Source organism: Halolamina rubra (assembly GCF_000739555.1).
Lineage (GTDB): Archaea > Halobacteriota > Halobacteria > Halobacteriales > Haloferacaceae > Halolamina > Halolamina rubra.
On sequence record NZ_BBJN01000024.1, the window covers coordinates 1 to 14,987 of the forward strand.

At 64.7% G+C, this 14,987-nt stretch carries 13 protein-coding genes; 7 read left to right on the forward strand and 6 right to left on the reverse strand.

The window, feature by feature from the left end; genetic code table 11:
• Positions 1 to 100 precede the first annotated feature (100 nt).
• Positions 101 to 1,108 carry a C40 family peptidase gene (locus ACP95_RS06985; RefSeq protein WP_049980518.1) on the reverse strand — a complete coding sequence of 336 codons (1,008 nt, stop codon included), beginning with the start codon at positions 1,106 to 1,108 and terminating at the stop codon, positions 101 to 103.
• A 142-nt stretch (positions 1,109 to 1,250) separates the two neighbouring features.
• On the opposite strand from ACP95_RS06985, the gene ACP95_RS06990 reads away from it, so the two are divergent.
• Complete coding sequence (locus tag ACP95_RS06990; protein WP_049980519.1) at positions 1,251 to 2,048, forward strand: creatininase family protein; 798 nt, start codon at positions 1,251 to 1,253, stop codon at positions 2,046 to 2,048.
• A gap of 63 nt (positions 2,049 to 2,111) precedes the next feature.
• Positions 2,112 to 3,176 carry a serine hydrolase domain-containing protein gene (locus ACP95_RS06995; protein ID WP_161782063.1) on the forward strand — a complete coding sequence of 355 codons (1,065 nt, stop codon included), beginning with the start codon at positions 2,112 to 2,114 and terminating at the stop codon, positions 3,174 to 3,176.
• A gap of 28 nt (positions 3,177 to 3,204) precedes the next feature.
• Here the strand turns inward: ACP95_RS06995 and ACP95_RS07000 are convergent, their stop codons facing one another.
• On the reverse strand, positions 3,205 to 4,320 hold the full coding sequence (locus ACP95_RS07000; RefSeq protein ID WP_202593792.1) for a mandelate racemase/muconate lactonizing enzyme family protein: 1,116 nt from the start codon (positions 4,318 to 4,320) through the stop codon (positions 3,205 to 3,207).
• Positions 4,321 to 4,418: 98 nt separating this feature from the next.
• Between ACP95_RS07000 and ACP95_RS07005 the strand changes: the two genes are divergently transcribed.
• On the forward strand, positions 4,419 to 5,567 hold the full coding sequence (locus ACP95_RS07005; protein ID WP_049980521.1) for a hypothetical protein: 1,149 nt from the start codon (positions 4,419 to 4,421) through the stop codon (positions 5,565 to 5,567).
• 52 nt (positions 5,568 to 5,619) lie between these two features.
• Entirely contained in the window at positions 5,620 to 6,786 is a 1,167-nt protein-coding gene (locus ACP95_RS07010) for an exo-beta-N-acetylmuramidase NamZ family protein (RefSeq protein ID WP_049980522.1), read from the forward strand.
• A 2-nt stretch (positions 6,787 to 6,788) separates the two neighbouring features.
• On the opposite strand, the gene nagZ is transcribed toward ACP95_RS07010, so the two are convergent.
• Positions 6,789 to 8,474, reverse strand: a complete 1,686-nt coding sequence (gene nagZ / locus ACP95_RS07015) for a beta-N-acetylhexosaminidase (protein WP_237560414.1) — start codon at positions 8,472 to 8,474, stop codon at positions 6,789 to 6,791.
• Between nagZ and ACP95_RS07020 the strand changes: the two genes are divergently transcribed.
• The 3 genes from ACP95_RS07020 to ACP95_RS07030 are packed head-to-tail and all read left to right on the forward strand — an operon-like array spanning position 8,431 to position 11,210.
• Positions 8,431 to 9,663 carry an anhydro-N-acetylmuramic acid kinase gene (locus ACP95_RS07020; protein ID WP_049980524.1) on the forward strand — a complete coding sequence of 411 codons (1,233 nt, stop codon included), beginning with the start codon at positions 8,431 to 8,433 and terminating at the stop codon, positions 9,661 to 9,663. The genes nagZ and ACP95_RS07020 overlap by 44 nt on opposite strands.
• 26 nt (positions 9,664 to 9,689) lie before the next feature.
• The gene (locus ACP95_RS07025; protein WP_161782064.1) at positions 9,690 to 10,343 is read left to right on the forward strand and encodes an HAD family hydrolase; all 654 of its coding nucleotides are present in this window, start codon (positions 9,690 to 9,692) and stop codon (positions 10,341 to 10,343) included.
• A gap of 54 nt (positions 10,344 to 10,397) precedes the next feature.
• On the forward strand, positions 10,398 to 11,210 hold the full coding sequence (locus ACP95_RS07030; RefSeq protein ID WP_049980526.1) for an SDR family NAD(P)-dependent oxidoreductase: 813 nt from the start codon (positions 10,398 to 10,400) through the stop codon (positions 11,208 to 11,210).
• Positions 11,211 to 11,221: 11 nt separating this feature from the next.
• Here the strand turns inward: ACP95_RS07030 and ACP95_RS07035 are convergent, their stop codons facing one another.
• The 3 genes from ACP95_RS07035 to ACP95_RS07045 form a co-directional block, all read right to left on the reverse strand.
• Positions 11,222 to 12,019: a PHP domain-containing protein gene (locus ACP95_RS07035; RefSeq protein WP_154018484.1), complete on the reverse strand. Its 798-nt coding sequence runs from the start codon at positions 12,017 to 12,019 to the stop codon at positions 11,222 to 11,224.
• Positions 12,020 to 12,218: 199 nt separating this feature from the next.
• Positions 12,219 to 13,295, reverse strand: a complete 1,077-nt coding sequence (locus ACP95_RS07040; RefSeq protein ID WP_082224610.1) for an SDR family oxidoreductase — start codon at positions 13,293 to 13,295, stop codon at positions 12,219 to 12,221.
• Positions 13,292 to 14,848 carry a succinic semialdehyde dehydrogenase gene (locus ACP95_RS07045; protein WP_049980528.1) on the reverse strand — a complete coding sequence of 519 codons (1,557 nt, stop codon included), beginning with the start codon at positions 14,846 to 14,848 and terminating at the stop codon, positions 13,292 to 13,294. The genes ACP95_RS07040 and ACP95_RS07045 overlap by 4 nt, the downstream gene beginning before the upstream one ends.
• Positions 14,849 to 14,987 lie beyond the last annotated feature (139 nt).

Sequence of the window (14,987 nt, forward strand, 5' to 3'; positions counted from 1 at the left end):
GATACTGTTTCGACGCTCGTCGCTGCACTGGAGACGGAGTTCCCTAGCTCCGACGACATCCGTCGGTGACCTCCCGCTCCCGAATGGCGTCTTACCTCGGTCAGGCTGGGATGAGTCGTCGGCAGCACTCCAATCCCTCGTCGAGCGACTCGAGATAGCCGTCTTCGTCGGGGTTCAGATTACTCTCGACGACTCCCCCACTGTCCCCGTGAGCGTGGATGTATCGGGACCCGCCGAGGCTGATCGCGACGTGGCCGGGGAAGAAGAGGAGGTCACCCGGGCGAAGTTCATCGCGAGCGACGGCCTCGCCGACGAGTCGTTGTTGGTCGGCGTCTCGCGGGAGGTCGAGGCCGAACACCCGATAGCTCACCCACACAAGCCCCGAACAGTCGATCCCCTCGGTCGTCATTCCGCCCCACTCGTACGGAGTGCCCGTGAACTGACGGGCAATATCGACGATCTGTCCTCCGGTCGGCAGCCCGTCCGGTCGCGAGATGGCGGTTGCGGGAACTGTTGCGGTGACACCAGTCCGGAACTCTACGCGACCTGGTTCCTCAGGGTCGGTGTGAACGTGACAGTGTGTGCCAATTGGAACAAACGGCGGGAGTTGCTCTCGTGCGACCTCCTGATCGTTAACGGCATCACGGGCGACGTTTGATCGCAACACTGCCTCGTACTGTCCCGATTCGGCAGGCGTGATCGCCGTCGAAGCAACCCAGCCGAGATACCCGTCCGGTGCCCTGACCCGTCGCCACTCGTCGACGCCGTCGTAAACTGCGATCTCATCGCCGTAGAGTACCTTCGTTACCTGCTCGGCGTCATTATCCGGGGCACTCAGCACTGATGCTGCAGTCGCCGACACGGTGGCCTTGTGCTCAATCTCAGATAGTTCGGTGAGCGAAGAGGCCTCCTGATTGACAGCGGGGAACTCCTGTAAGTGGTCGAAGAGCCTGGTCGCGATCTCTTCCGTCGAGACCGTTCCGGAGAGGCGAATCGATCCATCAACAGATTCAACGGAGATATCACACATTTTGGTCCGTCTATCGGGGCATTCCCGCGCGAGGAACGTCTCGACGGCCAGCTGAACCGTGCGTTGTGTGGCAGTCATGTGTCACTCTGAACGGACCGTCGTGAAAATGGTTCGGTCGCTACCCGATCAGGCGCTTGATTCGTCCCCCAAGGAGGCCTAGTGCGATCGAGTACCGTCGAAGGAGGAGTTTGAATAGGGGGTAGACCAACTGACGACGGTAATGTACGTAGAGCCACCACCCCGCACGCGCTCCTGGTTTCATCAACCGTTCGAAAATATCGACTCGACTGCCGCCCGGCCGGGGTCGATACTTTTGGTACCCGTTGGGAGTGTCGAACAACACGGCCGGCACCTCCCCGTCGGAACCGACACGATGCTCGTCGGCTCAATCGCGTCTGAGACGGCACGGCGCGTTACCGACGAGATTCCGTTGATGGTGGCACCGCCAGTCTGGTCAGGGCATTCACCGCACCACACGTCACTCGGTGGGACACTTTCTGTCCAACACAGAACGCTCCTTGCATTGCTTGAGGACATCTGTGAAACAGGGATGCAGTACGGGTTCGATGGACTGGCGATACTCAACGGCCACGGGGGAAACAAGCCGACCGTCGGTTCGCTCACAAGCTCGGTCGGGGAGACGTTGACCGAGACCGAGGTATTGGGGCTGACGTACTTCGACCTAGCCGCGCCGTTCGTCGACGATTATCGTGACAGCGAGACCGGCGGGATGTCCCACGGCGGCGAGTTCGAGACGTCGTTGATGCTCCACCGCTACCCCGATCTCGTCGGCGACGACCGGCCGGCGACACCCCACGACGAGCCGTACGACCACGGACTGCAGGACATGTTCGACGGTGGCCCGGTCTCAGTCTACCGGGAGTTCGAGGCCTACTCCGAGTCGGGCGCTATCGGCTCCCCCGCACTCGCGTCGGCGGCGAAAGGTGAAGCGCTGTTCGACGCGGTCTGTGAGGAACTCAACGCACTCATCGAGTCAATGCACACTCGCCTGGCCTGACGCGTCTGTTTGCCGGTTCGTCCCGGCGGTACACCTAAGACGGCCCGTGTTCGTCTTCGCGGTGTGACTGACGCGGAGTTCGACGCGTTTGACCGGGTTCTCGAAGAGGCGCTCGCTGCGGGGACGTTCACCTGTGCGGTGGCGGCGGTGGGGAGTTCGAGCGGGGAGCAACACCGGTGCGTTCTCGGCGTGGCTGACCCGGAGCGTGAGCACCAGGCTACGGGGGCGACGGTTTTCGATATGGCCTCCGTAACGAAGGCCGTCGTGACGACCACGATCGTTCTTGGCCTCGTCGAGGACGGCCGCCTCGCCCTGACGGACTCGATCGCACGGCATCTACCCGTCGACGGTGACCGGGGCGAGGTCACGCTGCGACAGCTCCTCACGCACACTTCGGGGCTGCAGCCCTACCACTTCGAGCCCGGGTGGTCGGGGGTGGAGGAAGCGAGAGACGCCATCTTCGAGGCGGACCTGCTGGCCGCCGCCCCAGACAGGAGACAAGAGTACAGCTGTCTCAACTTCGTCCATCTGGCAGCGGCCGCCGAACGCGCGACCGGAACCTCGCTCCCCCAGCTTGCGGCGGAGTACGTCTTCGAGCCTGCGGACATGGAGACGGCTCGCCTTGGCGCACCGGTCGATTCGGGAGCATCAGTCGCGGTGACGCGGGATAACGAGTACGGACGGGGGACGATTCGTGGAGAAGTGCACGATCCCCTCGGGAACGTGATGGCGGGACGGAGCGGCAACGCGGGGTTGTTCGCCACCATCGACGATATCTCGGGGTTCGCCCGGACGCTGCTGGTCGACGCCCGTCAGGGGACGAACCGGCTACTCGCGCCAACAACTATCGACCGGCTGGCAGCGGACACGACGCCCGATGGTGTTGACCCGCACGGGCTGGGCTGGCGCGTCGCTGACCACTCGCTCCCCGCACCAACATGGAGCAGGGAGGCAGTGGGGCATACGGGCTACACCGGGACCTCGCTGTGGCTTGACCTGCAACGAGATCGGTATTGTGCGATCCTAACGAACGAAGTATACACCGGGAAGGAGGAGACCGAAATGCCTCGCGTCCGCGAACTGGCTCACGGTTCGGCCGGGGCGGTTCCGGGGACCGCGTTCGACTGAGCCTGCCAAGAGCAGTGATGGAGCCGACTCAGTCAGTTCGGTACCGTTCGACCTCCGCTTCGTCTACATTGATACCCAGCCCTGGGCCGTCTGGCACGCGCAACGACCCCTCCGAGAACTCGAGTTCCGGGTCGAGGATATCAGACTCCCAGCCGTAGTAGACGCTATCCGGCGCGATGTCGAACCCGGGAGTCGTCGCCACCGTGTGTAGCATGGCTGCCGTCTTGATGCCGAGGTCGAACCCACAGTGGTGTGAGACCGAAACCCCGGCGTCGCGGGCGACGGCGACCTGTTCTTTCGTCCGGGCGATGCCGCCGGCCGGAACGAGGTCCACCAGCGCAACGTCGATGGCGTCTTCCCCGACCAGATGCGTCAGGTTGTGCCGGAAGTACGTGTCCTCATTGACCGCGATGGGGGTCCGGAGTCGCTCGCGGAGCTTCGCGTACGAGCCGAACGTGTCCACGCGGACCGGCTGTTCGAGATACTGGAGGGAGACATCTGCGTCCTCCAGTCGGCGACCGACGCGTACCGTCTCCTCGAACGACCAGCCCTGATTTGGGTCGATCCGGAGGTCGATTCGCCCGTCGGTTGCGTCGTCCATGGCCACCAGCCGATCGATGTCCTCCCGCCAGTCGTGGCCGGCCTTCGTTTTGAGGGCGGTGAACCCCGCCTCGTGGGCGAAGGTGGCCTCTTCGGCCGATTCCTCAGCGTCGAGGATGCCGACACAGTAGGCAACCGGAACCTCGGTCCGGTCGGCACCGCCGAACAGCGTCGAGACCGAGACACTGAGTTCGCGTCCGAGCGCGTCCCACATCGCCGTCTCGACGGCGCCCAGGAACGGGTCGATCGTTACATAGGGGTGGTAGAACGACTCGACGAACGGGATTATCTTCTCTAGCGACTGGCCGACGAGTTCGGGAACCACCACTTCCTCAAGGACCGCGACAGTCGCTTCCAGCGACTCCATAGCGGCAAGCATCTCCCCCCACCCGACCTCGCCGTTCGTCGTCTCCAGCCGAACTAGGACGCGGTCGCGTTCGGTAATCGCGTCGTGATTGCTGACGTACGGCGCGAGGCCGTATGGCTCCTCTCGCGAGCGGATCGGGATGGTGACGGGGATAACGGAGACATCTCGGACCTGCATCGTCTCTCCGGGGTGGCTACACCCGTATAAAACCCGTTCCCAGTAGCGGTCGCTGATTTCGGCCGAGAGGTTTTGGTTCCTGGCCACTTGGACAGCGCATGACGAGCGTCTGGAGTTACCCGTGGCGCCTCCTCGCACCAGAGGGCCGCTCGCTGGCCGATCTCCAGATGCGGGGGCTCGATGGAGTCTCCGTGGCGAGTCACTATCACTCGATCCGATCCCTGGCTCCCACTACTGACGGTCCCCAGTTCGACAGCTTCCCAGGTGGGTGTTTCTTCGACCCCGGAGAGCACACTGAGGGGACTGCTATCGATCCGCACGTACACTCAGTCCTCGGCCACGAATCGCCGCTCGAGGAACTCCTCGCCGAACCGGCGGCCGACGATCTTTCCATGACTGGATGGTTAGTCTGTCTCCACAACACCCACCTTGGGTCCTGCAATCCGAGGTTCCGTATCGAGAGCGCGTTCGGGCAGCCTCACGACCACGGGCTCTGCCCGTCGAACCCAGAGGTGCGGGCGTATCTCGCATCTATCGCCGAAGCGCTCGCAGCGCTCGGCGTTGACGCTATCGGGTTGGAAGCCATCGGGTTCCCATCGGCGTTCCACGGCCACGGCAACCAGTTCGGCCACGAGAAGGACCAACTGGTGGCCTCGACCCGCGAGCAAGCTCTCTTCTCACAGTGTTTCTGTGACGCCTGCCGAGCAGCGGCCGATTTCGACATCGACATGGCCCAATCGGTAGTTCAGGAGTACTGTCGGGCGATGCTAGAGACACCGGAAGACACGGTTCCGTCGCTGTCCGCCGTCGTCGAGGACCATCCCGTGCTGGAAGACCTGTTCACGTTCCGGGCTCGCGTCGTCGAGTCGCTTATCGGCCGAATCGATCGCGCCAGCGGCGACGTGCCGCTTAGGTACTACGCTGCTGCCGGCCTCGGCCGGGACCGAGATGACGGCTGGCCTGCAGGCGTCGACCTCGACTGTCTCGCGCCATATCTCGACCGAGTCACGGCGTTGTGTTACACTGGTGACCCCACAGTGGCTCGGGAGCGTGTCAGTGAATTCAACGAGGTGACAGGGGTAACTGTCGACGCCGGACTCAGCCTAGAACCGGAATACGTAGTGAACCGCGAGGAGTGGACTGCGCTCCGTGACGCTGTCGCATCGGAGTTGCAGGGCGAGCTGCGGGTGTACAACGAGTCGCTCTTGAGCGAGAAGCAGTTCGACTGGGTGATCCAACCAGACTGAGAGCTGCTGCGCGGCTAAGTTTATTGACGGTGAGCGATACGCACGCGACTGCATGGTTTCCCTTGGCGTGGAACGGCTTCTCTCGCGATCGAGGAGTGTGGTCGGCGATGACCGTGTCGGGCTCCTCACGAACCACGCGGCCGTTGACCACGCACTCAGGCCGACCGTCGACCGACTCCACGCACACGACGACATCGATCTCCGGCGTCTCTACGGTCCTGAACACGGGATACGCGGCACGGAGCAGGCGGGTGTCGCTGTCAAGAGCTCCGTCGACAGTCGGACCGGTCTTCCCGTCGAAAGTCTCTACGGGGAGACGCGTCGTCTCACACCGGCGCTACTCAACGGCGTCGACACACTCGTCTGTGACCTGCAGGACGTTGGTAGCCGCTACTACACACTGATCTCGACACTGGCGTACGCGATGGAGGGCGTTGCGGCGGCCGATGGGCGGATGGTGGTGCTGGACCGCCCGAACCCGATTGCCCCGCTCGGCGTGTCAGGGAACCGCGTAGAACCAGTGTTCAGTTCGTTCGTCGGCGACTATCGGCTTCCGATAACCCACGGGTTGACGATCGGGGAGCTCGCGAGGTATATCAACGACGAGTTCGACATTGGGGCGACTGTCGACGTGGTCGAGGTTCGGGGGTGGCAGCGCTCTCAGTGGTTCGACGAAACCGACCTCCCATGGGTGCTTCCCTCGCCGAACGTTCCGACGCTTACCACGGCGACACTCTATCCCGGCACCTGTCTCCTCGAAGGAACGAACCTCTCGGAAGGCCGAGGAACAACGAAACCGTTCGAACTCGTTGGGGCGCCATGGCTCGATGCTGGGGAATGGGCGACCCAGCTCGAGGGGGCGGGGCTGGATGGGGTTGCGTTCCGCCCCACCGCTTTCCAGCCGATGTTCTCGAAACATCAGGAGGAGACGGTCGAAGGCGTGCAAGCCCACATCTGTGACCGTAACAGGATCGATCCGGTTCGGGTCGGATTGACGCTACTGGTGTCGGCGTTCACTGCCTCCGAAAAGACGGCGTGGGTCGAAGACGGGGATGAGTACGTCATCGATCGGCTGGCCGGAAGTGACACGCTCAGACGGACAGTCGATCGGAGGCGCGGAACTGCCGACCCGAACGCAGTCGTCGACGAGATTCTGGCTGATTGGGAGTCTGACCGGGTAGCGTTTCAGACAGTCCGGGAGGAGTACGAACGCTACTAACGTTATCCGAAGTTCGAGTCGGGACTATCCTGTCCAATCGAGACCGGCGACTCACCCTTCGGAGATGTGTCGCCACGGAGGACACGACCGAGAGCGGCCATGGCCGCATCGCTGTCGCCGTAAGTCGTGAGGTAACACGGTACCTCAGGGAACAAGCGCAGGTCGTAGGGACTCGATAGCGCGACAACGACGAGTCGCACGGTCGAGCCTGCTAACTCGCGAACGAACCGAACTTGTTCGTCATCCGCGGAAGCATCGGTCGTCCCGACGACGACGGTTCCGGCGTCATCAGTAGTTACATCGGCCGTTCGGTGGATCACTGAGCAGTCAGGAGAATCCACTGCAGCCGCAAGGTCCGCAACCTCTGAATCGCCATCTCCAGCCGACGTGTCGGCGTCGTCGAACGTGACGACGGTGACGGTCCCATCAAGCGGGAGCGTCCCCTCCCGGTCGCGGACGAGTGTGACCGAGTCGCTCGCGGTTCGAGCCGCGACATCGGCGACACGGTCGGCAGCAAGTTCCCAACCCGGGGAGTCCCCAGCATCCGCAGCAGCCGCCCGCTTGGCCGCCAGAACCCGCTCGACCGACTCGTCGAGGCGGGCTTCCGACAGTCGCCCGGTCCGAACTGCATCGAGGACGGCCCGCATCGCCGCTTCCTGCCGCTCGGGCGTGTGTGAGATAGTCAGCAGGTCACAGCCCGCCTCAATCGCCTGCACGGCGGCCTCGACCGTGCCGATACCCGATGCGATGGCATCCATCTCCAGACAATCCGTCACGACGAGCCCCTCGAAGCCGAGCTCGTCACGCAGCAGCCCCGAGACGACTGACGGTGCGATAGTCGCAGGCCGGTCAGCCACGCCCGTCACGGCGGGGAAGGAGACGTGAGTCGTCATCACGGCGTCGACACCGGCGTCGACGGCCCGGCGGAACGGCGCGAGTTCGACCCGGTCAAGTCGCTCTCGGTTGTGTGGCAACACCGGGAGTTCGTGGTGGGAGTCGCTGACGGTGTCGCCGTGACCGGGGAAATGCTTCACACAAGTAAGGACGTCTGCACGCTGAATCCCCTCGGCAAACTGTGACCCGAAGCGGCCGACGAGTGCGGGGTTGTCGCCGAAAGACCGAATCCCGATGACGGGGTTCTCCGGGTTCACGTTCACGTCGAGGACGGGCGCGAAGTTCAGGTTGATTCCCAGCGCCCGGAGCTCGTCGGCGATGGCCGCTCCCGCCTCCGCAGCCAACGCCTCGCGACCTGTCGCACCTATCGCCATCGCGCTCGGGGGGTTCGCCCCCCACGGAATCCGTGTGACTGGGCCGCCTTCCTGGTCGATTGCAACGAGCAGGGGAGGTAGGTTCGCTTCTGCAGCCAGCCGCTGGAGCGACGCGGAGAGCGCTTCCGTTTGACTCGGCGTCGAAAGGTTCCGTGCGAAGTAGAGGACACCACCGATGCCCCAGTCGGTCAGTAGCGACTCCAACTGCGGTGTGACGTCGGGGCCGTCGAATCCGACGACGAACAGCTGCCCGACTTTCTGCCGGAGCGAGAGGTCGGCGACGGTCCACGCGGGCATATCGCGGCAGATTGCAGCCAGCGGTATACCTCTTCCCCCCGCCGGTACGCTTTTGCGCACCCGCCCGTCACGGAGGACGATGTCCAGCCACTCGACGACGCCCGGTTCGACTACCAGCGTCATCGGACTCATGTCCGGAACGTCGCTAGACGGCGTCGACGCCGCCTGCTGTCGGGTTAGTAGAGAACGACCGGGAGAGGAAGGGGAGGAGCTCTCCCCGACCGCGTACGAACTCACTGTCGATGGGTTCTGTACCGTGCCGTACCCGCGGCTGGTCCGCGAGCGGCTTGCCGAACTCTGCGCTGAGGGAACCGTCGAGGAGACGAGCCGGCTCCACACCGCGCTCGCGGCGATGTTCGCCGACGCGGCCCAGAAAGCGGCCAAGGCGGCCGACCTGAGGATGACCGAGGTCGACCTAGTAGCCAGTCATGGGCAGACGATCCGACACCTCCCCGACCCTGAACAGGTACCCGGCTGTGACGAGCCGCTCAGATCGACGCTCCAGATCGGCGATGCCGACGCACTCGCCGCAAGGGTCGAAACACCCGTGATCGCGGATTTCCGGTCGGCAGACATCGCCGTCGGTGGACAGGGCGCACCGCTGATGCCTGTCTTCGACGTGGCGCTTCTCGCGGACGATACGGAGTTTCGTGCGGTACAGAACCTCGGCGGGATCGGGAACTGTACCCTGCTTCCGCCGAATCCGGAGCTGTCTGAAGTGCGGGCATTCGATACCGGCCCGGGAAACATGGTCATTGACGGAGTGATGACACAGCTTACCGACGGCGAAGCGACCTACGACGAGGACGGCGATATGGCCGCGACCGGAGCCGTCGACGAAGGGCTCGTTACGGCGTTTCTCGACGACGAATTCTTCCGGACGGAGCCGCCCAAAACAACGGGACGAGAAGCGTTCGGTACCTCTTATGCGGAGCGGTTCCTATCCGCGGCTCGTGATCGGGGACTCTCACCTGCTTCGGTAGTCGCGAGCGCGACTATGTTGACAGCGCGCTCGATAGCCGACGCGTACGAGCGGTTCGCCCGACGCATGCCCGACAGGGTGCTCGTCTCTGGTGGCGGAGTGAACAACCCCACATTGATGGGGATGCTTCGTTCGGAGCTCCCCTGTCCTGTCGAGCGGGTTGACAACCACGGGTACGGTGCTGATGCGAAGGAGGCAGCCCTGATGGCGTTGCTCGGAGCGTTCCGATTTGACGGGACCCCCGGTAACGTTCCCAGTGCAACCGGTGCCGACCGGCGAGTCGTCCTCGGCAAACGCTCGGGCGTGGTTCTTTCCGAACCCGAATACTGATGGGCTCGTTCGACCATCCCGTCAGCGTGGACGTTCGCGCAGTAGCGTTCGACTTCGATGGGACACTGGCGGCCCATAGTGGCGGGTGGACCCTGCTTCACGAACTCTACGGAACGACTGCCAGCGGTGACGAGCGGACGGCGGCCTACCGCAACGGCGACCTGTCCTTCGAGGCGTGGTGTCGTGGAAACGTCGCGGACTGGCGCGACCGCGGCGTTACCGAAGCCGATATCGAACGCGCCGCGGACGCCCTGAAACTGACGGCCGGTGCCGATGCCTTGCTCGAGTGGGTAGTCGAGAGCGACATGCCGTTCAGCATCATCAGCAGTGGGGTTACCGATCTGCTGACACCGATTCAGCCGTACGGCCCCGAGTTACTGGTGAGCAACGATCTCCGCTTCGATGACAACCGACTGGTCGGTGTCGAGGCCAACGTCGGGCCGGACGACAAGGGCGACCTGCTCGAAAGAGTCTGTGCAGACATGGGAGTCTCGACCGCAGAGACCGTATACGTCGGCGATGCACACACGGATGTCGAGGCGTTTGAGGTGGCCGGCTACGCGATACTGTTCGATCCCGATCCCCGGTTCCCGGACAGCGGGTACGAACTTGTCGACGAGGTCCATAACGAACGTGACCTCCGACACGTCCGGGACGCGATCGCCGACGTGATGGACTGACCCCGGTTCACCCCCGCAGGTTTTTCACCCCCGCCCGTCTCCGGAGAGTACCCCATGACCGGACGGTCGCTCGCAGGCGACACGGCAGTCGTCACAGGCGCGGCACGAGGAATCGGGCAGGCAATCGCGGAGCGGTTCGCCGCGGATGGAGCGACGGTCGTGGTTGCAGACGTGGACGCGGAGGGTGGCCGCGAGACGGTTGCGGAAATCGAGGACGATGGAGGCAACGCCGCATTTGTTCCGGTGGATATCACCGACCAAAGCGCGGTCGAGTCACTGTTCGAGGCGGTCAACGAACGGTTCGGGGGGCCGGACGTGCTCGTCAACAACGCCGGCGGCGCGCCCGGTGACGGCAACCTCACGGACGTTTCAGGAGAGGAGTGGGAGCGAATTCTCGATCTCAACCTCACGGGAACGTACCGCTGTTCGCGGGCCGCAGTCTCGCGTATGGCGACCGGTGACGGTGGCCGGCTGGTGCACGTCTCCTCGATCAATGCCCTCCACGGTATCGGGCTGGCCGCCTACTCCGCAGCGAAGAACGGGATCGTCGGGCTCTCTCGCGTCGTGGCGACCCAATACGGACGCCACGGTGTCCGGTCGAACGTGCTCTGTCCCGGCACGATTATCACGGAGGCGTCCAGTCCGAAACTCACGGAGGCAGGCCATGGTGACGTCCGTGAGGAGTGGCTCGATCAGTACCCTCTCGGACGGTTCGGCTGCCCGGAGGATGTCGCAGAGGCGGCGCTCTTTCTCGGGTCAGCACGGTCGAGTTTCGTGACTGGGACCGAACTGGTTGTCGACGGCGGGCTCTCGGCGGGGCCGGACCAGTCACTGGAACTATCGATGTACGACATCGACAGGCTGTGAGCCGACTACAATTACAGGAATGGTGCCGGCCCGTCGACGATATCAACCGGCAGGTCCTCGAGAACGCCAGCTGCAGCGTCGAGCCGTGCAGTCACCTGTCCTGGGCTGTGGGCATCAGTGCCGACGACGAACGTGGTTCCGGCTTCGTCGAACACATCGAGAAACGCCGGGTCGGGGTGTAACGCAGCGTCCGGTGTGAGTACTCGGCCGAGGTTGATCTCGGGTACAGTTCGGCTTCGACTGAGTGCACTGGCGACGCGCTCGTACTGCTCTCGCTCGGGAAGGCCGCGAAGGTAGGGGTTCCGTGTGGGCACGTCGAGATGGGAGACGACTTCGAAGAGTTCCGACTCGATGAGCGTAACGACCACCTCGAAGTACGCGTCGACCAGCTGCGTTCGCTCGGCGTCCGATAGCTGGCCGGTCGACGGTGGATGCATGACGTTCCGTCCCTCGACGTGGTGGACGCTCCCGAGCGCGAAGTCGAAGCCGGCATCCTCTAGGAACCGCTCAAGACGACCGATCGCCTCGGGGTCGAAGTCCAGTTCTACTGCATCGAACAACCGGATATCGACGCATTCGCCGGCCGCTCGAATCTCTTCCCGGCGGGCCTCGTACGTCTCGTGGAGCGAGTAGACCTCGTGAGAACTGAGCTCAGGGTCTGTAACGTTACAGTGGTCTGCGAAGCCGATTCCGTCCAAGCCGGCGTCGGCCGCCTGCCTGGCCATGGCGGTGATGTCGCCGCCGTCGGAGTACGTCGAGTGGGCGTGATAGTCGAACGACACCCCCAACCCAGTCCCTTTGTTTGTCACTCGGTGCAATAAGCGCGCCAGTTCTCAAAGAGTTTCGCCATGGCGTATGGTGCTGCAGACAATGCTCAGGGTTGTACTGGATAGATGAGAACGCACGTGCTGCGCACGCAGCTTGCGAGCACGGACTGGAGGGGGGGTAGTGGGGTCTGGGTCGGGTTCTCCCCGCCAGTCACGGCCAGCGAGCCACCGACCACACTCGTCACATCATCGCGTCGGACCGCGCGTCGTGCGTTCGCGCGTACTCGACGAGCTCGTCGACGTACGAGGCGAACGGCGGACACTGGATGCCGCTCCCCGCGAGTGCGCGGCGAGTCGCCGGGTTGACGTACCGCGTCGGGAGTGTGAAGTAGTCGAGGGTCTCCGGTGGGATCCCCGTCACTGAGCGGCCCGCCCGCGTCCCGAGCAGGCGCTTCCCGACGCCCGGGGTGGCCGGGACGGGGAACACCCGCGTGTTCGTGGCGTCGGCGAACAGCCGCGTGAGCTCGGGAATCGTCGGCGGGTTGGGGTCACAGAGTTGGTACACTGCTCCGGGCTCGCCGTGCTGGCTCAGGTAGTCGATCGCATCGACGACGAAGTCCCACGGGACGACGTTCAACTCCGTCGCGCCGGCGCCCGGGAACCACGGGAGCGGGGCGACGCCCGGACAGCGCTGCAGCCAGCGTAACACGTAGTACGGCCCGTCGTACTTCTCGGTCTCCCCGGTTTCGCTGTGCCCGACGACGATGGCGGGCCGGTACACGGTCGCCGGGAACCCCTCGTCCATTCGCGCCTGTACCAGGCGCTCGGCTTCGTACTTCGTCGCCTCGTACTGGTTGTTGAACGATTGGCCCACGTCGAGGTCGGACTCGGTGAACACGCCGTCGTAGCGGCCGCTCACGTAGCAGGTGCTCACGTACTGGAACCCCTCGACGTCACACGCGGCGGCGAACTCGAGGACGTGCCGGGTCCCGTCGACGTTGACCGCCTCGCCGACCGCGCGACTCACGCCCAGGTCGTACACCGCAGCGAGGTGGAACACCTCCCCGACGGCGGCGTGAAGTCCGCGTTTGTCGGCGGCGGCGAGCCCGAGCCCCTGCTCGGTGATGTCACCGTCGTAGAGACGGACGTCCTCACGCCAGTCGTCGCCGACGAGCTCGGCCGCACGGGCCTCGGCGGCCGCCCGGTACTTCGGCTGGACGAGACAGTGAACTGTCTCCGTTCGCGTCACGAGTCGCTCGAGCAGGGACGCTCCGAGGAAGCCGGGGAACCCCGTCAGGAACACCTCGGCGGCGGTCACCGCAGCCACCCCGGAAGCCGCTTGAGAAGCTTTGAGAACTGGGTCATCACCCGTGCCCAGACCCTGTCCGGGAGGGGTCCCGGCCCGATCTGGAGCCCCCGTTGAACCGCCACCGTCTGGGCCTCCGTGTACTTCAACAGGCCCTCCTCGCCGTGTCGCCGACCGATTCCTGAGTCACCCATCCCGCCCATCGGCGCATCCATCGACGCCCACGCAGCCGCGTAGGCCTCGTTGACGTTCACCGTGCCGCAGTCGATGCGTTCGGCGACGCGCTCACCGCGGTCGCGATCGTCCGTCCAGACGGAGGCGTTCAGCCCGTATCGAGAGTCGTTCGCCCGCTCGACGGCGTCGTCGACGCTGGCCACCGGGTAGAGGCTCACCACTGGCCCGAACGTCTCCTCGTCGAAGAGAGTCATCTCGGGCGTGACGTTTTCGAGCACCGTCGGTTCGTAGAAGTACGGCCCCACGTCCGGGCGGGGCCGCCCCCCGACGAGCACGTCGGCACCCTTCTCGACGGCGTCGGCCACGTGGCGTTCGGTCTTCTCCAGTTGTGCAGCGGACTGCAGCGACCCCACATCCGGCCCGTACGCGAACCCGGTTCCGAGGTCGAGGGCCCGCGTCTCGGCCACGAAGGCGTCGCGGAACTCGTCGTACACCGACTCGTGGATGTAGAGTCGCTCGGCGCTGATACAGAGTTGGCCCGCGTTCGGGAAGCAGGCACGGATCGCCCCACGAGCTGCCTTCTCCGGGTCGGCGTCGTCGAGGACCAGCAGCGGGTTCTTCCCCCCGAGTTCGAGCGAGCAGTCGATGAGCGCCCGGCCCGCGCGTTCGGCGACACGCCGCCCCGCCGCGGTCGAGCCGGTGAAACAGACGTAGTCGACGCGGTCGACGAGCTCGGCCCCCACCCGTTCACCGGTCCCGGACACGACCTGAAACAGCGCCGGCGGGAGGCCGGCGTCGACGAGCAACTGGCGAGCCAGGAGCGCCGTGTGGGTGGTCTCCTCGGCGGGTTTCAGCACCACGGCGTTGCCCGCGAGCAGCGCCGGCAGTGCGTCGGAAACCGACAGCGTGACCGGGTAGTTCCACGGCGCGATGAAGCCGGCGACTCCCCTCGGCCGACGGTGTACCGTGGTTTTCGTCAGCCCCGGAATGGCCCCACTGCGACGCTCGCTCTCGAGCAGTTCCGGGCCGGCATCGGCGTAGTGGGTGGCCGTCTGGACGACGTCGAGTACTTCCTCGAAGGCGTCCCGACGGGTCTTCCCCGTCTCCAACTGCGCGACATCGAGTAGCTCGTCCTGTGCATCGAGCATCCGGTCGGCGTATCGCTCCAGAACGGCCGCCCGCTCGGTCACCGGTCGGCTTCCCCACGACGCTTGTGCCGCCCCGGCCCGCTCGACGGCGGCCTCGACGTCCGCCGCCGTCCCTGCGGGTATCGACGTGAACGGGGCGCCGCGAAACGGCGCGATCACGTCCAGCCGCTCCCGTTCACCGGTCACGACGAGGGCTTCACGGAGCGATTCGAGTCGGTCCTCCCCGACCCGGCTGGTGTGCATAGAGGCCCTACACGGAGACGGTGCATAAACGGCGGTGGCGCGGTTCACCGATCGGCCTCCGCATCTGCTGCGGTGAACTCCGCTGCCGGTGGGAGATCTGGAGATGATCGGTAAACCCGTCGCGACGCGTTGCTCCAGG